The 18,992-nt window shown below is 52.4% G+C and carries 21 protein-coding genes; 7 read left to right on the top strand and 14 right to left on the bottom strand.

Annotated elements, in window-relative coordinates:
- Positions 1-520: 520 nt before the first annotated feature.
- Entirely contained in the window at positions 521-1,051 is a 531-nt protein-coding gene (locus ACJJIJ_RS16885; protein ID WP_444937954.1) for a peroxiredoxin family protein, read from the bottom strand.
- A 172-nt stretch (positions 1,052-1,223) separates the two neighbouring features.
- On the opposite strand from ACJJIJ_RS16885, the gene ACJJIJ_RS16880 reads away from it, so the two are divergent.
- Both ACJJIJ_RS16880 and ACJJIJ_RS16875 read left to right on the top strand, forming a co-directional pair.
- On the top strand, positions 1,224-1,403 hold the full coding sequence (locus ACJJIJ_RS16880; protein ID WP_252083717.1) for a hypothetical protein: 180 nt from the start codon (positions 1,224-1,226) through the stop codon (positions 1,401-1,403).
- 159 nt (positions 1,404-1,562) lie between these two features.
- A complete protein-coding gene (locus tag ACJJIJ_RS16875; protein WP_444937953.1) occupies positions 1,563-1,814 on the top strand; it encodes a hypothetical protein in 252 nt (83 codons plus the stop codon).
- Positions 1,815-2,029: 215 nt separating this feature from the next.
- On the opposite strand, the gene ACJJIJ_RS16870 is transcribed toward ACJJIJ_RS16875, so the two are convergent.
- The 10 genes from ACJJIJ_RS16870 to ACJJIJ_RS16825 form a co-directional block, all read right to left on the bottom strand.
- Entirely contained in the window at positions 2,030-3,142 is a 1,113-nt protein-coding gene (locus ACJJIJ_RS16870; protein ID WP_252083715.1) for an AI-2E family transporter, read from the bottom strand.
- 80 nt (positions 3,143-3,222) lie between these two features.
- On the bottom strand, positions 3,223-3,933 hold the full coding sequence (locus tag ACJJIJ_RS16865) for a D-Ala-D-Ala carboxypeptidase family metallohydrolase (RefSeq protein WP_252083714.1): 711 nt from the start codon (positions 3,931-3,933) through the stop codon (positions 3,223-3,225).
- Positions 3,934-3,936: 3 nt separating this feature from the next.
- The gene (locus ACJJIJ_RS16860) at positions 3,937-4,629 is read right to left on the bottom strand and encodes a D-Ala-D-Ala carboxypeptidase family metallohydrolase (protein WP_252083713.1); all 693 of its coding nucleotides are present in this window, start codon (positions 4,627-4,629) and stop codon (positions 3,937-3,939) included.
- 194 nt (positions 4,630-4,823) lie between these two features.
- Positions 4,824-6,371 (bottom strand): phosphoenolpyruvate carboxykinase, encoded by a 1,548-nt coding sequence (locus tag ACJJIJ_RS16855; protein WP_252083712.1) that lies wholly within the window; start codon positions 6,369-6,371, stop codon positions 4,824-4,826.
- Positions 6,372-6,655: 284 nt separating this feature from the next.
- A complete protein-coding gene (gene hslO, locus ACJJIJ_RS16850; RefSeq protein ID WP_252083711.1) occupies positions 6,656-7,534 on the bottom strand; it encodes an Hsp33 family molecular chaperone HslO in 879 nt (292 codons plus the stop codon).
- Between the two features lie 116 nt (positions 7,535-7,650).
- Entirely contained in the window at positions 7,651-8,088 is a 438-nt protein-coding gene (locus ACJJIJ_RS16845) for a DUF4124 domain-containing protein (protein ID WP_252083710.1), read from the bottom strand.
- 28 nt (positions 8,089-8,116) lie between these two features.
- Positions 8,117-9,565 carry a S1C family serine protease gene (locus ACJJIJ_RS16840; protein ID WP_252083709.1) on the bottom strand — a complete coding sequence of 483 codons (1,449 nt, stop codon included), beginning with the start codon at positions 9,563-9,565 and terminating at the stop codon, positions 8,117-8,119.
- A gap of 130 nt (positions 9,566-9,695) precedes the next feature.
- Positions 9,696-10,073, bottom strand: a complete 378-nt coding sequence (locus tag ACJJIJ_RS16835) for an Hsp15 family ribosome-associated heat shock protein (RefSeq protein ID WP_444883081.1) — start codon at positions 10,071-10,073, stop codon at positions 9,696-9,698.
- A 51-nt stretch (positions 10,074-10,124) separates the two neighbouring features.
- Entirely contained in the window at positions 10,125-10,799 is a 675-nt protein-coding gene (yrfG, locus tag ACJJIJ_RS16830; protein ID WP_252083707.1) for a GMP/IMP nucleotidase, read from the bottom strand.
- 81 nt (positions 10,800-10,880) lie between these two features.
- Positions 10,881-11,648, bottom strand: coding sequence for a lysoplasmalogenase (locus ACJJIJ_RS16825; protein WP_252083706.1), 768 nt, complete (start codon positions 11,646-11,648; stop codon positions 10,881-10,883).
- Between the two features lie 175 nt (positions 11,649-11,823).
- Between ACJJIJ_RS16825 and cysK the strand changes: the two genes are divergently transcribed.
- From cysK to ACJJIJ_RS16800, 5 genes are all read left to right on the top strand, one after another.
- Positions 11,824-12,741, top strand: coding sequence for a cysteine synthase A (gene cysK / locus ACJJIJ_RS16820; RefSeq protein WP_252083705.1), 918 nt, complete (start codon positions 11,824-11,826; stop codon positions 12,739-12,741).
- Between the two features lie 38 nt (positions 12,742-12,779).
- Positions 12,780-13,619, top strand: a complete 840-nt coding sequence (gene cysQ, locus ACJJIJ_RS16815; protein WP_252083704.1) for a 3'(2'),5'-bisphosphate nucleotidase CysQ — start codon at positions 12,780-12,782, stop codon at positions 13,617-13,619.
- Positions 13,620-13,696: 77 nt separating this feature from the next.
- On the top strand, positions 13,697-13,900 hold the full coding sequence (locus ACJJIJ_RS16810) for a hypothetical protein (protein ID WP_252083703.1): 204 nt from the start codon (positions 13,697-13,699) through the stop codon (positions 13,898-13,900).
- 299 nt (positions 13,901-14,199) lie between these two features.
- The gene (locus tag ACJJIJ_RS16805; RefSeq protein ID WP_252083702.1) at positions 14,200-14,457 is read left to right on the top strand and encodes a type II toxin-antitoxin system HicB family antitoxin; all 258 of its coding nucleotides are present in this window, start codon (positions 14,200-14,202) and stop codon (positions 14,455-14,457) included.
- 122 nt (positions 14,458-14,579) lie between these two features.
- Positions 14,580-15,218 (top strand): outer membrane beta-barrel protein, encoded by a 639-nt coding sequence (locus ACJJIJ_RS16800; protein ID WP_252083701.1) that lies wholly within the window; start codon positions 14,580-14,582, stop codon positions 15,216-15,218.
- Between the two features lie 97 nt (positions 15,219-15,315).
- On the opposite strand, the gene ACJJIJ_RS16795 is transcribed toward ACJJIJ_RS16800, so the two are convergent.
- The 3 genes from ACJJIJ_RS16795 to ACJJIJ_RS16785 all read right to left on the bottom strand — a co-directional run bounded on the left by ACJJIJ_RS16795 (position 15,316) and on the right by ACJJIJ_RS16785 (position 18,962).
- The gene (locus tag ACJJIJ_RS16795; RefSeq protein ID WP_444937952.1) at positions 15,316-17,472 is read right to left on the bottom strand and encodes a TonB-dependent copper receptor; all 2,157 of its coding nucleotides are present in this window, start codon (positions 17,470-17,472) and stop codon (positions 15,316-15,318) included.
- 236 nt (positions 17,473-17,708) lie between these two features.
- Positions 17,709-18,176, bottom strand: a complete 468-nt coding sequence (locus tag ACJJIJ_RS16790) for a hypothetical protein (protein ID WP_444937951.1) — start codon at positions 18,174-18,176, stop codon at positions 17,709-17,711.
- 168 nt (positions 18,177-18,344) lie between these two features.
- Entirely contained in the window at positions 18,345-18,962 is a 618-nt protein-coding gene (locus ACJJIJ_RS16785; protein WP_444937950.1) for a 2OG-Fe(II) oxygenase, read from the bottom strand.
- Positions 18,963-18,992: the final 30 nt, after the last annotated feature.

Here is an 18,992-nt window from a genome sequence, read left to right as displayed (position 1 = left end):
TTCCAGTTGGTCGTGAAAATTTTGCGCATAATACATTTTTTATTTAAATATTCATCTTTGCGGTTGGTACGGCGGTGCTTCTACTTGTGTAGTTGGATGTGGCGTTAGTAGGTGTTTCAGCGTAGTGGCCGTTTGTGAGTCTTTACTATGGCTTCTGAGATTTTTTTAAAATATTTCTCTGAACTATGGGTGTGGGGAAATTATGGAAAAAAGTGTCTTTATAGAATGTTAAATCTGAGGGTTATAAATTGGGGAATGATGATGGAGCCAAATAGGTAGCAGTCTTAGATATGTGATGATTGTGTTAAGCTGAAGGCTGCTTGAATGTATTGAGCTTTATCTAGTTGGTTTTTTTATAAAAAAGTTTGGGGTCTTTTGAGGTATTTAAAGTTGACTCGATGATATTGAGGGGCAGCAGAGTTGCTCTGGAGTCTCTTAATTATTGAGTGAATTATTCAAAGGCATTTATAAAAATCTGGAACTTATAAGCAATCCGGAACTTACCTGGCAAACAAATTGATTATTGCTCTGCTTTTTCTGCTTTTTCCACGCCGAGTTTCTCTAGGTTTTTGACGATATCTTCAGCCGTAGTGGCGGGGTTGATATCTCTGTCTATTTTCAGAATGGTGCCATCTTTACCTATGTATACATTCACTCGCCGGGCGAGTTTTATAAAGGGGATTAAGACATCGTAGGCTTTGGCGACTTCTCCCGTGGGGTCGCTTAGTAAGGGGAAGTCGGCGGAATTGTACTTGGCAAACCGGACTTTCTCATCGAGTTCATCGGTGCTAGCCATAAAATAGGCAACGTTAAATGAGCGAATTTGCTCACCGTTTTTAACTAAGGATCTACATTCAATTGTGCAGTTCTTGGTAAAGACTCTGGGATACCAGGCAATTACCACCGCACTTTTTCCAACGTAGTCTTGTAGCGAGTGGGTTTTTCCATCTGTGCCCTTTAAGGAGAAGTCGGGAGCTTTTTGCCCGACCTCTAACGCCATCAGCGGTACGCTGAGTATTATGGCGACAATCAGGGTAAGCCAATATTTCATAGGGTCATCCGCTCCGGCAAAGGTGGCGTCTATGCTATTGCCGCTGTGTGCTTCCAACAATTATATGACGCTTGCAGGGTGAGGACCCTCTGTAACTGTCATCTTTGCCAAGAGTGACTGAATAGTGCCCACTGTGTGAGCCAGACTTTTCTGATATGGAGGGCGAGGTCTTATGCATTTGTGCGATAAGGCTTATGGACTTTCCTTGTCGCTGCTTTACCTGTTTACCGTGTGGCTAGTGTTCTTCACCCTGGCTTTGGGTGTCTATTGGGGATCCAATATTCTCGACGACATCGAATCCCCTAACAGCGGTGTTGTTGCAGCTACCCAACGTTTGTGGCGTTTATTTTAGCCTTTTCCTTCAATATGACTTCGGATCGTTTTAATGAGCACATGACGTTGCTAGTACGGGAGGTCAATCTCCTCAAGCGTGTCTATCTGAATGGGATTTTTTGGAAACAGGATGAAGGTGATCGCGCGCGTGAGTTGATTGCAGAGTATCTAGACCTTCGTGATTTTTATCCCTTTATCCCTTTATCCCTTTATTCCGGTAAGTACGGTAGATATTGCGCGCAGTGAAGAGGTTCTCAGAGAGTTTTGGCAGTTAGTACAGAATCATATTATCAGACTCTATAAGGCCGACTATTTTCGAGCTACACCGCGTCAGATTGGTGGTAGGGCTGCCGTAGTGAGAATTCCCGCACTGCTGTGGTTGGCACTGTACTTTATGACTTTACTAGCAATGCTTGTTATTGGTTTTTAGTTGGGGACTTGCCGTGCTGGTTAGGATCGGGTGGTGCTGGCTATGGCGCTGACTTTCGCCAAGATGATTTTGTTGATTGCGGATCTAGACAGGGTCAATGAGGAAGTGCAGATGGTGGATTAGGGACCGATGAGTAAGCTCAACCAGTGTCTCAGTGCGCTGCGAGAAGACCGGTCCAGAATTCTCGCAGCGCACCAATAATAAGAGGGTCTTAATTACGCATTATCTTTTTTATGCTGCATCAGCATATCTTTGCTTTCCGGTTTAGGGGGCATCAGCATATCTTCCGGATGGACAAATTCCCGCATAAAAATTTCCCAGAAAGCCAGGAACAGGGCTGCTAACAGGGGGCCCATGGCGAAGCCACTGATACCAAACAATATCAGGCCGCCCACGGTGGAAAATAGCACCAGATAATCTGGCAGCTTGGTGTCCCGCCCCACTAGAATAGGGCGCAACAGGTTGTCGACCAGGCTGATAACGGTAAACCCATAAGCTAACAGAATGGTCGCCTTAACCGGCTCGCCGATACCGTACAGATAGATCGCTGCGGGAAACCAGATGAGTGCTGCGCCAACGGCGGGTAACAGCGACAACAGGGTCATCAGTACGCCCCAAAGCAGTGGCGCGGGCAGGTCGAGGACCCAGAAAATAATACCGCCTAAGCTGCCCTGGGTAATCGCGACAACCAGATTGCCTTTAATTGTGGCGCGAGTGACTTCGGCAAATTTGGCCAGCAGTAGATGCTCGCGCTCATCCCCAAGGGGCAGTGCATGAATGATTAAATTGACCAGCCTGTCGCCATCGCGAATCAAAAAGAAGGTGAGGTAGAGCATCAGGCCGAGCATGACAAAAAAGTTAACGGTGTTCTGCCCAACTTCTATGGCATTTTTTGCAATAAAGCTGCCGGCATTCATCACGCCACCGAGAAGGCGCTGTTTTGCCTCATCGATGTCTACACCGATACCCTCGAGCATATCGTTCACTCGTGGGAAGGCATTGCGCACTTGCTCCAGGGATTTAGAGACATCAATTTGCCCTTCCTGTACCTTTTGATAGAGGGTCACTGCTTCATTGATAAAAGAAGTGGCCACCACCAGCACCGGTATTACCAACAATATGACGCACATAAAAAGCGTCAGCAGAGCCATAGAATTGGGGGAATTGGGAAAGCGCTGCATCAACAGCCGGTATACGGGATAAAAGATCAGAGCGATGGCACAAGCCCAAAAAATTGGCGTAAAGAAGGGCTTAATTAGTACTAAAAAAGCTACTGATACCAATATCAGCGAAAGAATAAATGAGCGCCTTTCTAATTTTTCCTGCACTGGGGTTCCCTCTACTTCTGCAAAGCCCTGTGGTATCGGGCGCCTAATTTGCGATCTATCTAAGCAGAAGCAGGGGGGATTTACCAGCGCCTGTAACCGCAGGTGTCAACGTGAAAGCGGATACCTTTATAGATTCCCAGCCCCATATTCCATTCCTTGCCTTTGTGCTTGTGGATATCTCTCAAGACAGGAACCAACTGCTCGCGGGTAAATTTATTTTGCGGCACCACGTCCAGGCCACAAAAGCGCAAATGTTTACTGCCTTTGGAGCCACCGGCCTTACTGTTGTAACTGGTGGTACGCCAGCCGGAGACCACTGTAACAGGGCCGATACGCGGTACTATCTCCCGCTGCAGCACCCTGAGGGTGTAAATCATTGAGCCCCAGTTTTCCACCGGAGGAATAGCGAAAGGGGGCTCATCCAGATCCCGCCAGTCGCTGCCCTGGCGCAGGAGCTCAAACGGGCTTACTACCTGGTCCACTCGGTTGATCTGTAGAAAATTCTTCAGTTTGTCGAATAGAGCCTGGTTTGCATTTTGTTTTAGGAAGCGGCTGAACACTCGCTCGGAGGCAGCTGGGTAGCCCTGGATATCGTAAACCTCGGGGATTCCCGGCAGCGGCAGGAGTTCGATAGGACTGATGAGCCGTTCTCGCAGATCCCGTGTTTTCTCCGAGGTGAATAACAGCACAATAATAATGGCGATGAGCAGTAGCCCTCCCAGAATTATTAACCTGCGCCGTTGGTTTCGTGTATTGCCTGTCGGACGATCACTGTTGTCTTGTATAGCCATGCTTCAATCCACCAGTTGCCATGTGCGGTAGCCACAGGTGTCGATATGGAAGAGCAGCTCTTTACCGAGACCCAGGCCGAAATTGCTCTCCGGGCCCAGGCGTGCATGCAGAGCTTGCAGTTCTTCCGCGAGTTCACCTTGGCTAATGTGAGAGGTTGGAATCAGGTCGAGGGCGCAGAATGCCCGGTGGCGAGATTTGTCGGCGTGTTCCAGCTCGCGGTTGTAGCTGTCGCTACGGAAGCCGGAAATGACCGCCACTGGACCGATTAAAGGAACTATCTCATCGCGTAGTAGTTTCAAAGTGGAGACCATGTTGGCCCACTCACCCTGCGGCGGAAGGGCGAATGGTGGCTTCTCGAGCTCCAGCCATTCGCGACCCTGGCGTAGGAGGTTGCTCACTGCAGTCACTTCGCCTACCCCTTGGCTCTCTAGGTAGTCAGTGAGTGCCTGTACCCGCGTGCGGTTTTCACCATTGCGTAAGAAATGATTGAAGCTCTCTTCACTGGCGATGCGATAACCGCGGGTTTCGACATAGGGTTTTTCTTGCGACTTCAGCCATAGCCACAGCCATAATGCAGCCAACACTGCGGCGAGTAGCAGCGTCAGGCTGGCGACCACCAAAAAATTGATTCGCCGGCCGGGCGGCCGGTGGGGGTAGAGTGTCCTGAAGCGGGTAAAAGAATTGCCTTCAGTCATGGGGTGCGGCTACAGCTCCGAAATATGCCTGAGACATGAAAGTCTTCGTGCCGACGCCTATTTCGTCGGCGCTTCTTTAAACACTATAGCCGCAAAAATCGACCTCTTACTGGGGGATTGAAAAACAAAAAAAGCCCCGGCACCTTGCGGTGGCGGGGCTTTTGCGCTTCTAAAAGAAGGCTATATCCAGACGATCAGACCTTGGGACCGGCGTTTTTCACATCATCGCTGACATTGAATTTTTCAATGTTTTCGGCGAACAGCTTGGCCAGTTTACCGGCCTGGTCGTCGTAGGCAGCCTTGTCTTCCCAGGCTTCGCGCGGGTTTAGGTAGGACTTGTCGACGCCCGGTACTTCCAGAGGAATATCCAGGTTCAGGGTTTCCAGGTGCTCGGTGGCAGTACCTTCCAGTGCGCCGCTCTGGATAGCCGCAACTACTGCGCGGGTTACAGGGATCGGGAAACGCTTGCCGTTGTCACCAGAGCCTCCGGTCCAGCCAGTGTTTACCAGGTATACCTTGGAGCCGAAGTCTTCGATGCGCTTCATCAGCAAGTCCGCATATTCACGCGGGGCGCGCGGCATAAACGGAGCGCCGAAGCAGGTGGAGAAAGTCGGGTGAATACCGGCCTCTGCACCCAGCTCGGTAGAGCCTACGCGCGCGGTGTAGCCAGACAGGAAGTGGTATGCGGCAGCCTCTTTGGAGAGGATGGATACCGGGGGCAGCACACCGGATACATCGCAGGTGAGGAAGACGACGTTCTTCGGCTCGCCGGCGCGGTTTTCCAGCTGGCGCATCTCTACGTGCTCCAGCGGGTAGGAGCAGCGACCGTTCTCGGTGAGGCTGGTGTCACAGTAGTCGGCGGTACCATTCTCGTTGGTGACTACGTTCTCGACGATAGCGCCGAAACGAATAGCGTCCCAGATTACCGGCTCATTCTTTTGGCTCAGGTCGATGGTTTTGGCGTAGCAGCCACCTTCCATATTGAATACTGCACCTTTGCTCCAGCCGTGTTCGTCGTCACCGATCAGGTAGCGCTCAGGGTCTGCGGACAGGGTGGTCTTGCCGGTGCCGGACAGGCCAAAGAACAGGCAGGTATCGCCGTCTTTGCCAACGTTGGCGGCACAGTGCATTGGCATCACGTCTTTTTCCGGCAGCAGGAAGTTCTGCACGGAGAACATCGCCTTCTTCATCTCACCGGCGTAACGCATACCTGCCAGCAGCACGCGACGCTGGCCGAAGTTGATGATGACGCAGCCTTCGGAATTGGTGCCGTCGCGCTCTGGCTCACAAACGAAGTTGGGAGCGTGCAGGATGCGCCACTCTTCCTTCGCCTTGGGGTTGTACTTTTCGGCGCGGATAAACATGTTGCGGCCGAACAGGTTGTGCCAGGCGGTCTGGGTAGTTACAACAACCGGTAGGTAGTGGTCTTCGTCCTGGCCGACGTGCAGGTGCTGCACGAAGGTGTCGTCACCGGCTACAAATGCCTCTACGCGGTCCCAGAGTGCGTCGAACTTGTCCTGTGGGAAGGGGCGGTTCACATTGCCCCAGGCGATGCTATCGGCGGTGGAGGGCTCTTCTACAACAAAGCGGTCCGCCGGGGAGCGGCCGGTGCGGGCACCAGTTTCAGCCACCAGCGCGCCGGTGTCGGAAAGTTTACCCTCGCCGCGCTTAAGAGCCAGCTCTACCAATTTTGCTGGTGAAAGGTTTTTATAAACCAGCGCGGTGTCGTCGATCTGTGCCATTCGTCGATTACCCGTGAATGTTATGTTGGATAGTAAAAAATAGGAGCCGTCCAAGTATTAGACAGCCAGGCAAAATTTGGGGGGCGCATTATGGCAAAATTCAAAATAAGCGGGTAGCAAACACGGTCACTTTTCGCGCTTTGACAGCGCTGTCACCCCAAATTAAGGCGTTCTGGATTCATAAGATCTATGTAGTATTTTTACCTTATAGATTTTGTGAATTTTTATGTTCTAAGTCGCGAATTGCCAGTAGCTGAGGCTGCTCAGTACTGGCAATAATTTCCCTAGTGCAGGGTGTGGGGTGGGGCATTGAGCAGTGACTCTACCTGCTCGCGATCAAAGCGGTATTGGGCATTGCAAAACTGGCAGTCACTGACGATTTCGCCATTTTGTTCTTCCAGTAACTTGTACACGTCTTCAGCACCGAGAGAGACCAGGGCGCGTGCGCTGCGCTCTCGCGAGCAACTGCACTTGAAGCGAATAGTGTCGGTGCCCAGGGTAGCCGGTTTCAGCTGGTGGAACAGGCGGTGAATCAGCTCGTCGTGGGGCACGTCGAACAGCTCTTGAGGGGTCACGGTATTTGCCAGGTGCAGGGCGGTTTCCCAGGCGTCGCTGTTTTCCTCGGCGCTGGCGGCATTATTACCGGGTAGCACCTGCAGCATAATACCACCCACGTTGCTGCCATCGCACTCCAGCCAGAAGCGTGTCTCCAGTTGTTCCGACTGGGCAAAGTAATCCTCCAGACACCCGGCCAGGCTCTCTTTTTCCAGCGGGACCACCCCCTGGTAGCGCTCGCCACGCTTGGGCTCCAGAGTGATAGCGATGACACCGCGAGGGCCGATCATATCGCTCAGGCTGGCCTCTTCACTTATTTGGGCGCCACCGGCGACACGGGCAATGCCGCGCAGATCACTGTGGTGGGTACACTCGGCCATAATCAGCGGCACATCGCCCTCACCGCGGGCCTGCAGGCTCAATATGCCCTCGAATTTCAGGGTGGTGGAGAGTAGGCAGGCGGCTGCGAGAAACTCTCCCAGCAAATGCGCTACCGGTGCAGGCAGTGGATTGTGCTTGAGCACTTCGCGGTAGGCGTCGGTGAGGGTCACCATCTGCCCGCGAATATCGTGTTGGGAAAAGATAAAGCGTTCCAGCTGATCGGACATAGATCGAGTGCCTCGGTATTAAAACCGCGGGATTTTAGAGGTGGATATGTCTAAATGGTAGCCGGCGCGGGTAATTGTGGCGCCGGCACCGGATACTAAGGTTGGCTGGGGAAGGGTTACCCGCAGCGATTGGCGATTTCCCGCTTGAGCTGTTCGGCCATTCTCTGGCGCTCCCGCTCTGAATAACGCACCTCTTTGCCACTCTTGTCGATAAAGGCCACCCGTCCATTAAGTGAACGCAGGCGCTGGCGCGCTTTCGTGCAAATACGCTGTTGCTCCTGTTGGCGTGCTTGTTGCTCTTGTTGCTGGCGCTGCTGGTACTCCCGCTCGGGGGCAGTGGCCGAGGACGTGATCAGACTCGGCCTCTTCTTAGTAGCCTTAGCGGCATTGATTGGGCCCAATTGTCCGGAAATATCCTGGGCCTTGCCCTCGGCCGGGGGGCGATCACTGAAGTGCACACGGCCATCGGCATCGACCCAGCGATAGAGCTCACCGGCGCTGGTGTTGGCAGCCAGCAACAGGCTGCCAACTAGGATTCCTCTCAGTCGTTTCACGGCTTCTCCATAGCCCACACAGCGGGCCTTACTCCTCTTTATTGGCCAGTCTGCTGAACAGCCCCTGCGAGTGGCGCTGGGGGATATGGTAGGTCTGCAGAATCATTGCCTCTTGTTCTTGAGCTTCGGCGTGATCTAGCACCATGCGATAGCCGGAGCGATCGCGCAGCTCTACAAAATTCTCTTTGTTGGTTTCCATCAATTGGGCAAACTCGTCGAAGTCCGCGACATTGTGGCCATTCACCGAATCGATAATCCAGTTTTTCCAATCGTGGTAACCCAGGTTGACGTTGGCGGGCAGGACCTTGAGCGCAACCACCAGCTCGCGGCGGCTCTCGTCACTCCACTGGTTGCGTGCATAGAGATAATCGATTGGCGCCTTGGAATGCCAACTCTTGCCCCACCGCTTGATCAGGTTCATGTTCAGAGGCACGAAGACCACGCCGCCATAAATGTAATAGCGCGGCTGCTGGTCAAATTGCTCACCCACCACCAGGGCGCGGGAGGGTGGCGGTGCTGCCAGGGCCACTTGCGCACTTTTTTCTTCACCATTGCGGGAAAAGCGCACCGGTAATTTGTCGCCGACATGATGGCGGTCCACCGCGTAGTGGTAGTTAGTGCGCTGGTTTTCACGCCATTCGACGGTGCGATCGGCGGCAACCTCGAAGCCATCAACTTCCAGCAACACGTCGCCGGGTTGGAAAATTTCGGCAGCGGGGGAGTCGCTAAATACCTTGACGATCATTGCGCCGTCCTGGTCCTCGCTGAGACCGGCAGCCTTCTTCATGGAAGGGCTCTCCAGGCTCTGGGTCACCAGGCCCAACTCGGGGAAGCCCTGGTGTTCGCCGTCTTTGGCGTCTTCGAGTACATGGGCGATTACGCTGGGAGGCACAAAATAACCCAGGTTTTCGGCGCTCTGGTTGGTCTGCATGGCCACACCGACGATGCGACCACCGGAAATGACCGGGCCGCCGCTATTGCCGGGGTTAATGGCCGCGTCGATCTGGCCGGCCATCAGATAGCTCTCGGCGTGGGCATAGTACTGGTGTTCCACCCTGGACAGTACGCCGCGGGTGATCGACAGGGACTTGCCGCCAATGGGGTAGCCGTACACGGTGACCTCTTCTTGCAGGTCCGGCAGTGTGCCCAGTGTCAGTGGGCGGGTGTCTTTGAAGAAACTGTCATCATCCACGGTGAGCAGAGCCAGGTCGGCGTCGTGGGAGACAAACTTCACTCGGGCGCGGAATTTCTTGGCGTCGCCGTGGCGTTGCACCTGAATAAAGCTACCGTTGGCCACCACGTGGGCGTTGGTGAGGATCTGCTTGTTGCGGATAACCGCGCCGGAGCCAGATAACTGCTTGGGGTTAAGCAACGCCCAGGGATTGAAGTAGTCCGGGGCGGCAGCAGTGGTGTAAATTTTGATTATCGAACGCTTGAGCTGCTCGTGTTCGCGGCTATCGGCGAGGGCCGTCTGCATTCCGAGCAGAAGCAGCAGGGAGATGGCGATCAGTCGTTTCATCGTGGCTGTTTTCTATCGGGTTAAGTGGGGGCAGTTTAGCAGCTATAGACAAAAATGGCGGAATTTTCACCACTTTTGTCATTTGAGCCTACTCCTGCTCGCGCAGGAAGCGGTGGATCTGGCGGCGCTGCTTTTTATTGGGTCGCTCGCGCTGAATCCCCGCATTGGCTGCCTGGCGTTCAGTGCGCTCCTTTTCGCGCCGGGCAATGCTGTCCTCGGTCTCGCGGTACAGGGTGCGGGCGATATCGGCACCGCGACGCTGGTCGGAGAGGGCAATAACCTCCACCTCAATCAAGTCCCAGCCTTGGCGGATACTCAAAAGCGCGCCAACGGTGAGATCTTTGCTGGCTTTGACCCGATGTCCATCGGCGTGCACTTTACCACCTTCGATAGCCTGTTTGGCGATACTGCGGGTCTTAAAGAAGCGTGCGGCCCAGAGCCACTTGTCGATACGTACTTTTTCCATCGAATCCTGTTGATCAATATAAACTTGGGCCCGGGTTATGCGGGCTTATTGTTACTGCGCTTTGTTACTGCGTTGCAGTGACATAATTTCATCGAAGTGATGAATCGCCGGGAAGTCGCTGATCTGCCGTTTGGGCCCGCGGCTGTCCGGCTGACGGATACACAACAGGTGGGCGATGCCATAGTCCTGTGCGGCGGCCAACACACTCTGGTTGTCGTCAACAAACAGCGTGCGCTCCGGGTCGAAGGCCACCTCCTCGCGCAGGGCGTGCCAGAAGTTTCCACTCTCTTTGGCATGTCCATAATCGTGGGAGGAAATGATGTCGTCAAACCATGGCTCGAGGCCGGTAATTTGCAGTTTGTGGTCGAGTCCATGGCGGTGTGCATTAGTGACCAGATAGGTGGGTTTACGCAGTTGTCGCAGTCCCTGGAGGAAGGCCTCGGTATGGGGGCGCAGGGCGATGCGCTCTTCGATCTCGCGCAGTATGGCGAGGATATCCAGCTTTAGAGTTTCCGCCCAAAAGTCCAGGCAGTACCACTCCAGAGTGCCGCGGCGTGCATCAATTTCCCGCTGCAGCTCTATTTGGGCCCGCTCGGGATCGAGACCGTGTACTTCGGCGTAGCGTTTGGGTAGATGATCGAGCCAGAAATGGTTGTCGTAGTGCAAGTCCAGCAGGGTGCCGTCCATATCCAGCAGTACGGTGTCGATACTTCGCCAGTCGAGCATGGGGCCTGTCTACCTCTCTGTGGTGGGGGTGGGAAGCCAAATTGTAGCCTTCCCAAAATATCCCCAGTATGAAGGTGGGCATTATGCCTGGGCACGGCGTATGCCGTACAGGATGGCAAACTGAGCACCGTAATAGCTGAGCATAATTGCTGTGTCGGCTAGAGGTAGCGGTGCTATGAACTTATTCACAGCGATCAATGCGTCGGACAGCATAAAAGTGAGTGCACCGGCGAATAGCAGCCCGGAATTGCCCCGATGAGCCCCGGCGCCTAGGGCCATGGCGACAATGGCAAGCAAGTAAAGAAGCACTGCTGGCGCCAGCTCCCCCGCTGCGGGAAGTATCCAGCGGGCCAGTCCCACTGCGGCCAGCAGAACAGGCAAGATACGTAACAGACTGCGGCGTTTGCGGAAGTTGGCAAAACGCAGGAAATTGGCCGCGTAGAGAAGTTGTGCCACCAGGAAAGCACCCAGGCCAAAGATAAACTGGTGGGCAAACCTCATTTCCAGGAGTACATCGCCGAGTGCGGAAAAAGCCAGGGCCGCAAGTGTCAGAGTGCGAGTGAGCCCATCCAGGTGCCGCATCGCCATCAGGGCGAGAATGGCGATTGGCAGAGCTTTCAGCGAAGCCATCCACAGCCCTTGAATTGCCATGCTGTCGAGGAGCATAAAAAGAGCGGCAAAGAATATAAATGCTACAGGCATAAATAGGCTTGCATGAGTTGCATCATGGGCATCGGAGGTCATATTCGGATTCATGGCAGCGCCTTTATTTTTGGTTTTATGTTTATCGGAAAGAAGCCAGTCACTAAATGTGGCACAAAGACGTGTTACCACCAACCGGATCGCCATGAATTCACAGCTCCGTGTGAAACCAGTTCCTTATGTTGGCGGCGATTACTTGCAGAGGGATTTCCTTGTGGGTCTCTTGGGGCGGCGTACATCTGGGTTACTATCTGCGCACAGGAAATTATAAATCGGTGGACTGCCTGTCTGCCGTGAGAGCCATTAACGGAGAGCTTCATCAATGAAGGCAGCCAATATTCTGGAAACCATCGGCAATACCCCGCATGTGCGTATCAATCATCTGTTTCGCCCAGATATCGAAGTGTGGATGAAGGTGGAGCGTTTTAACCCCGGCAGCAGCATCAAGGACCGTATTGCCCTGGCGATGATTGAGGATGCAGAGCGCCGCGGTGCTTTGCAGCCCGGTGGTGTGATTATCGAGCCCACCTCCGGCAACACAGGTATTGGTTTGGCCATGGTGGCCGTGGTTAAGGGGTATCGATTGATTCTCACCATGCCGGAATCTATGTCTTTGGAGCGGCGCCAGGTGATGAAAGCTATGGGGGCTGAGTTGGTGCTTACTCCCAAGGAGCAGGGTATGGGCGGGGCTATCGCCAAAGCCGAGGAACTATTGGCGCAGCATGAAAACAGCTGGATGCCGCAGCAGTTCTGTAACCGTGCCAATGCCCAGGTGCATCGTGACACCACTGCCAAAGAAATCCTCGCAGATTTCCCCGAGGGGCTCGATTACCTGATTACTGGGGTTGGCACCGGTGGCCACATCACCGGTTGTGGAGAGGTACTGAAGGAATCCTTTCCCAAGTTGCAGGTTTTTGCCGTCGAACCGGAAAATTCTCCAGTGATCAGCGGTGGTGATAAAGGGCTGCACCGCTTGCAGGGGATTGGTGCCGGTTTTATTCCCGAGATACTCAATACCAAAATGCTGGATGGCACCATTTTGGTAAATGGAGAAGACAGTTTTGAAATGGCGCGTAAGTGCGCTTTGAAGGAGGGGATTTTTGTGGGTATTTCCTCTGGAGCGAGCCTAGCTGCGCTGAAAAAGCGCGAGGGCGAATTTGCGCCTGGTAGCCGCGTATTGATTTTTAGTTATGACAGCGGTGAGCGCTACTTGTCGGTGAAGGACCTTTTCCCCTCCTGAGACTTTATACTCACCACCTGAAAAATAAGGGGGTTTTAATGAATAAGGCATTATTGGAGCAGGTGATTGCAATCTGCAAAAACGCCGGTGAAGCTATCTTGGAGGTTTATCACAGCAGTGCTGAGCTGGAGGTGGACACCAAGGCGGATGACTCGCCGGTTACAGCTGCTGATTTAGCGGCACACAAAATTTTAGCCCCTGCTTTGGAGCAGCTGATTGACGGTGTACCGGTATTATCGGAAGAGCAGGAAATGCCATCATTTGCCGAGCGCAGTCAGTGGCAGCGGTACTGGATTGTGGACCCGCTGGATGGTACCAAGGAATTTATTCGTCGCACTGGTGAGTTCACCGTTAATGTGGCCCTTATTGAAAATGGCGAACCTGTGCTGGGCGTGGTGCATGTGCCGGTACTGGATATCACCTATGCTGGCGGCAAGGGTGATGGTGCCTTTAAGCGCACTCTATCCGGCGATACAGAAATTCATGTGCGCCCTCTGAAGCCGCGCCTGGAAGCTGGCGATGCAGTGGAATTGGTTGCTAGCCGCAGCCATGGTGCCGGTGCCGTGGATCAACTGGTAGAGCGTATCGAATCCAAATTGGGTGCGGTGGTCTGTAAAAACATGGGTAGCTCTCTCAAACTGTGTCTGGTGGCTGAAGGGGCCGCTGATCTCTACCCGCGGCTCGCACCCACTTGTGAGTGGGATACAGCCGCGGCCCAGGCGGTGGTTGAAGCTGCCGGTGGCACAGTGGTGGACGATTCCTTCAAGCTGCTGCGTTATAACAGCAAAGATTCTTTGCTGAATCCGTTTTTCTATGTGATCGGTGATGCATCTTACGATTGGCAGGATTTGCTAAATGCAGAGTCTCCAGTGAACTAAGCTTGCCATGCCCCCACTTCGGTGGGGGTTCTATTTATTTTTATCGACCTTTAAAACCAGTACAAAAGGCCGGCGCTATGCCTCTTCAGGTGAGCCGCAAAGCTTCAGATCTGAATGAAACCCGCTGTTTACGCAGGCAGCTGGAACAAGAGATTGCCTGGTTACAGCGGCAGCAGGATGCCCTGGTGGAGCCGGAGGCAGAAAATCAAAAATTCCTATGGCGCACTTTTAACGGCATGATTTTTTCCCGTAGGGCACTTCTCGGAAGAATGCCGCGCTAAATTTTTCGTCGTTCGCACCTTGATAAGGTTTAAATGTCTCAGTGGTTAGGTTGTTTGGCGTCGCCCCTCCAATAACCATTCCGGCTAAATAATGCAATCCCTCGCAATGAGGTTCAACTCCGACCTAGACAATAAATTCAAAAATTAATTATTCAGCTTTCGGTTTATTCTGAAGTAATAGGTGCGGTTGCGCAGGGTTTATTTTATTGGGGAATTTGTTGATTTTCCTTGCCATATTTCGTTCGCAGTTTTGAAACCCGTCTACGCTTTGGAAAGCCAATGTATAAGAGAATTTTCTAATGCGCTATCCGGTTGTGCTTCACAACATTGAATACGCCGGCTTTGGTGCCATAGCACCCGACCTGCCGCATTGTCACTGCTATGCCGAAACTCTGGATGCCGCTCTACAAAAAATGGCGGAGACTATTTTTCAACGCCTGGAAGAATTACGGCAAGCTGGAGAGCCGATGCCACAGCCTCAAGACGTCGACAATTTGCGGGATAACCCAGCATTTGCCGGTGGTATCTGGGCCATTATTGATGTGGAAAGCCTTTAAGGATCATTATCCATATAAATTTGGCATTCGATTCGGATAAGTTTCTGAGGTGGATAACCATGACAGCTAAGCTTTGGTAAGGGGGATGAATTAAAAAGCGTCGTGCTGCAAGGATGGATGTAATGAAGACGGTGTTATGTGTCTTGGCTTTACTGTTATCACCATTGGTCACTGCAGTCGAATGGAATAATCCTTTCGATGGTATTGAGTCGGGTGAATATCGAATTATTACCACGCTGGGACTGGGTTCAGGGGAATTACAGCTCAATAATCAGCGGGATTTTTTTGGTTATGTCAGCGTTGGCGTGACACCCGCCGTGGGTGTTTGGCAGGTGAATTTACAATTTTCCCGCTTTGATGATAATCACGTGCGAATTAATCAGGTGGGGCTCAATTTTAAAGTGGATTTTACCCTGAATTGTTACGTTCAGTGTCTCTACTGGATGGCGGGGTGGAATTATGCCGATGTTGATCTGAATGATGTGCGTAAATATGGTTATTGGTATCACAATAAAGACAAGTGGCACCTGTATGATATTTATGACAAGGAAAAAGACTGGTATTACGACGGCCATTATTACCATGTGATCGATGCCAGTGGCAGCGATTCTTTCTGGAATCTTGGGGTCGGCTATCGGTTTATGTGGAACCAGGATTTTGATACTTCCATAGAATATAACTACAACGATATTAATTCTATCTACCGAGTGAACCTTGGGCACTTACGTACTTTAAGTCTTAATTTTTCCTATCGCTTTTAAATATAAATATAAGTTTATGTTAAGCGGAAAATTTGAGGTATTTCCCGCTTAACATACTATGTCCGGTTTTTCAGACCAGTTAATTAGTCATCGTGTTTTAAATACGGTAAATGGTTTTTATCCATAAGGTCCTGCCGGGCTCATTAACCCTATCCAACTGTGGGAAGTTGGGAATTTCCGCACCTGCGCGGCTGACATGTTCTGCATAGGTTTCATCTAGTAAGTTATCGACCCCTGCAGTGAATAGCAGCCGTTGGCTTGGGCGCCAACCTGCGTTAATTGACAGTACGTCGGCGGAATCCGTGGGCCCAAAGTCCTGCCCGATAATGTTACCCTTACCGATATCGACGCGATCCTGGCTGGCAATAGCCCGCCACAGAATACCCGCCGACCACTGAGCTTGCTCATAGTGCAGCCCCAGGCGTGTTTCCAGTGGGGGCAGTTGGGCCAGGGTGGTATTGTCTGTGTCGTTGGCACCACGCACTGAAGTGACAGTAAACTCGGTGCGCCAGTTTTCGTTTAATTGATAGCTGGCATCTAGTTCTAGTCCCCAGGTGCGCGCCTGAATATTGCGAATTACCACAGCGGTACGCTTATCCCCAGGCTCCCCCATATCCATTGCGTTGCCCATCGAGGACATGGTGCCCATGCCTGACATCACCGCAGCCTTCTGGTAATCATTCTGTACTAACAGGTAGTCGCGAACATCACTGGCGAAAGCGGAAATACTGGCAGACAATTTTTCAGTGCGATAGATAGTGCCGATATCCAGTTGACTGGTTTTTTCTGACTCCATATTGAGTGCGCTATAGGAATCTGCTGCTTCGCGGGAAAATATTTCCCAGTAATCCGGGAAGCGCTCACTGTAGCCGAGCCCGGCGTAGAGGGTGGCTGAGCTGGTGGAGGTACTTGGCAGCGCCAATTCATAGCGTATAAAACCGCTGGGCAGTTGTTCTGAGCGGCTCTCGCCAGCGGTGGGGTTATCGACCGAGGACATCATCGATAACGAAATTGTCTCGCGCAGGTCGCGTACTTCCCAGTCATCCAGTCTGGCGCCGGCGATCCAGCGTTGATCCGGAGCGAATTGCCAGCTGGCTTCAGAGAAAATGCCCAGTTGGTAAAATTCCGCATCCGTATTCCAGTTGCGCTGGCGGTAATCAACCATCGTCTGGTTCATGCTCATGCGTCCGCGGTGACGGTTTTCCCAGGTATCCAGGCCTGCTGTCAGCTCAAAGTTATCCGCAGGATTCAGCTGCAGACTCAGCTTGGCACCAATGGTTTCGCTGTCTAAATTCATGACGACTGGATTGGCAGCCATTCCCGAGGGATTACGCAGGCTGTAATTATCCATGATGTGATCGACATAGTTGTAATAGATCTGCACTTCGATGGTATTCAGCAGAGCGCCGATATTGCTGCGCCGGTATTTGGCTTTGTAGCTCTCGCGTGCAAATTTACTGCCATCTACTCCACGGTCGGCATAGGCCGCTTCGGCATCGCTAAAAGCTGTTTCGAATTCCAGGCGACTGTCATCGTCGGGGGTCCAGGCCAGATTGGCTTTGCCACTCCAGCGCTCGTAACCGGAGTGCACCCGATTGCCGTCGCCATCTTCATAATCATCTGCAGAGGCAGAGGTTGCCGAACCGCGCAGGGAAAATTCTGGGGTTTTGTAAGCCAGGTCAAAGAGCCCGTCTTTTCGATCGGCGCTGCCGCCAAGCAGACTCGCATGCATATCCCATTCGGGTTCGCTCGGGCGCTCCCGCTGTTGGTTGAACAGCACTACCCCGGCGGAATTGCCCGGTCCGTGAGTGACGCTCTGGGGGCCTTTAATTACCTCTATTTCGTCGAGGCTTTCGGGGAAAATATAGGCGGTAGGTGGGTCCATACGGCCGGGGCAGCCACCCATAAGAGACTCTCCATCCAATAACATGCCCAGGCGCGAGCCCCCCATACCGCGCAACAGCGGATCGCCACTGGTGCCGCCTTTGCGCACCACGGAAAAGCCGGGAATGGTTTTTAGGTAATCGGCGCCGTCGTTAGCTGGTAGGGGCTGTCGAGGCATTTTCGGGTCCGTCAGTAGGTTGAGCGGCAGTTCGGTTTTTACTCCGGTGACCACCATCTGCTCCATTTCCCCCTCTTTTTTTTCATTTCGCTCACTGGCCATTAGGGAAAATGGAAAGGTGCAACCAGCAATAATTGCCAGGCTCAGTGGTGTGTGTAATGGCTTTTTCTTTTTGAGTTTAATTTTTCGCATTGTGACTTATCCGTTTCTGGGCCGAAGGTCGGGCACGGCCATGGGGAGTGCGGTAAAAATTGAGCGCACGGGCTTATCCCCGCCGGCTAAGCAGCGGGAATTCCAGTTTTTTTAGTGAAGCGGGTCTACGGCTGTTGCAATATCCCAACCAGAAAAATTACCGGCAAAGGTAGTGCAGCGAAGCGCAGAAACAGGCCTCGACTATTTAGTTTTTGAAAAATAAGAAAACCGAGGTTTTAAACTGGAGGGGCGCGGATAAGGGGGCGGCTGTAGTATAAAGAAAGAGCGGGGTTAATGCCGTTGCTGAAAGGGGGAAGAATATTCCCCTCACTGGCGAAATGCAGGTCTAATGTAGGTACATGGACAAGACTGGCAGCGGCGGAAAAATTACAGTGATTGTCGGCAAAAGAATGCGCGGTCAGTGCATCGTGGTTGTGCCCACTGTGCCCACTGTGCCCACTGTGCCCACTGTGCCCATCACCATGGCTGTGATGATGGTCCTGAGCCTGGCTGGCCTGGGCATTTAATAACAGAGCGCTGCGGCTGTCGCCGTGACAAAAATCGTAAGGAGTGCCCGCAGAAAAAGGGGCGGGCATAAACCCTGCGGGAACCAAACCACGAGCACTGAGAAACACCAGTAAAAGCAGCAGAGCCTGCCACTGTGGCAGGTGAGGGCGGTTTTTACGGGTGCGCGGGCGACTCATAAATAAGGTTCTTGAAGTTACCGGGATAGACTTAATAAATTCCCGAAGGCAAGTGGCAACAGATTACCCGCTGGCTGTAAAAAGTGCCACTATCGGTAACAAATTTTTCTGTTTGCAAGTTTATTAATTTGTACAGTCGCATTCGGATAAATCTATTATCCGATTTTTTTAACGCAAAAGAGATTTTAAGCGTGCGCTGATGCCATGAAAAAACTGATGTTTTTTCTTCGCTTTATCACCGCTTAAAAAATTGATTTGGATTGCCTGTCGTTTGCCGACAAAACTGGGGTAACCATGCCAACAATTATCCGTTACCTTAAAGGCCACCAGAGAGCCCGGTCCCGGTAGTAGTTCATCACTGTAGTCGTCCAGGCTCTTGCCGCTGCGCAGGATACGCAGGCGTCCAGTGGGCGCAGACCAGTCGTTGTTCAGATAGATCAGTACGGTAATGAGTTTGGTTTTGGAGTCCGTATGGATACGCCCATCTTTGGCTCGGGAGTATCCGCGCAGGGTGGCCATCATCGGTTTATCAGATAGATCCAGCGCAAATTTTTCACCGAGAATACTTCGCACCTCTTTGCTGCCAAATTGTTCGACAAAACTGCTCAGGCGTTCCGAAGTTTTGACATCCTTGATATTGAAGCTGCCGCCTTTGTCTAGAGGAGGGAAGTCTGCGATCAGGGCGCTGGCCTCATCGGAGGCCAGGGAGCGCTCTAGGTAGAAATGGGGGAAAGGGGAAGTCTTTACTTCGGCACTGCTGAGTCGCTCGATAGTGATTTGGGACATGGTCAATTTAAGCTCCCTATACTGTGGGAT

The organism is Microbulbifer mixtoriginis (SeqCode) (assembly GCF_052467945.1).
Note: the sequence above shows the minus strand (reverse complement) of the source record. Positions and strands in the feature narration are given on the sequence as shown.

Bases quoted from the DNA above. Each gene is read 5' to 3' on its own strand.
- ACJJIJ_RS16885 (WP_444937954.1), bottom strand. From the start codon at position 1,051: ATGAAATATTGGCTTACCCTGATTGTCGCCATAATACTCAGCGTACCG.
- ACJJIJ_RS16880 (WP_252083717.1), top strand. From the start codon at position 1,224: ATGCATTTGTGCGATAAGGCTTATGGACTTTCCTTGTCGCTGCTTTAC.
- ACJJIJ_RS16865 (WP_252083714.1), bottom strand. From the start codon at position 3,933: ATGGCTATACAAGACAACAGTGATCGTCCGACAGGCAATACACGAAAC.
- ACJJIJ_RS16860 (WP_252083713.1), bottom strand. From the start codon at position 4,629: ATGACTGAAGGCAATTCTTTTACCCGCTTCAGGACACTCTACCCCCAC.
- ACJJIJ_RS16855 (WP_252083712.1), bottom strand. From the start codon at position 6,371: ATGGCACAGATCGACGACACCGCGCTGGTTTATAAAAACCTTTCACCA.
- hslO (WP_252083711.1), bottom strand. From the start codon at position 7,534: ATGTCCGATCAGCTGGAACGCTTTATCTTTTCCCAACACGATATTCGC.
- ACJJIJ_RS16840 (WP_252083709.1), bottom strand. From the start codon at position 9,565: ATGCAGACGGCCCTCGCCGATAGCCGCGAACACGAGCAGCTCAAGCGT.
- ACJJIJ_RS16835 (WP_444883081.1), bottom strand. From the start codon at position 10,073: ATGGAAAAAGTACGTATCGACAAGTGGCTCTGGGCCGCACGCTTCTTT.
- yrfG (WP_252083707.1), bottom strand. From the start codon at position 10,799: ATGCTCGACTGGCGAAGTATCGACACCGTACTGCTGGATATGGACGGC.
- ACJJIJ_RS16825 (WP_252083706.1), bottom strand. From the start codon at position 11,648: ATGGCGATCCGGTTGGTGGTAACACGTCTTTGTGCCACATTTAGTGAC.
- cysK (WP_252083705.1), top strand. From the start codon at position 11,824: ATGAAGGCAGCCAATATTCTGGAAACCATCGGCAATACCCCGCATGTG.
- cysQ (WP_252083704.1), top strand. From the start codon at position 12,780: ATGAATAAGGCATTATTGGAGCAGGTGATTGCAATCTGCAAAAACGCC.
- ACJJIJ_RS16810 (WP_252083703.1), top strand. From the start codon at position 13,697: ATGCCTCTTCAGGTGAGCCGCAAAGCTTCAGATCTGAATGAAACCCGC.
- ACJJIJ_RS16805 (WP_252083702.1), top strand. From the start codon at position 14,200: ATGCGCTATCCGGTTGTGCTTCACAACATTGAATACGCCGGCTTTGGT.
- ACJJIJ_RS16800 (WP_252083701.1), top strand. From the start codon at position 14,580: ATGAAGACGGTGTTATGTGTCTTGGCTTTACTGTTATCACCATTGGTC.
- ACJJIJ_RS16795 (WP_444937952.1), bottom strand. From the start codon at position 17,472: ATGCGAAAAATTAAACTCAAAAAGAAAAAGCCATTACACACACCACTG.
- ACJJIJ_RS16790 (WP_444937951.1), bottom strand. From the start codon at position 18,176: ATGAGTCGCCCGCGCACCCGTAAAAACCGCCCTCACCTGCCACAGTGG.
- ACJJIJ_RS16785 (WP_444937950.1), bottom strand. From the start codon at position 18,962: ATGTCCCAAATCACTATCGAGCGACTCAGCAGTGCCGAAGTAAAGACT.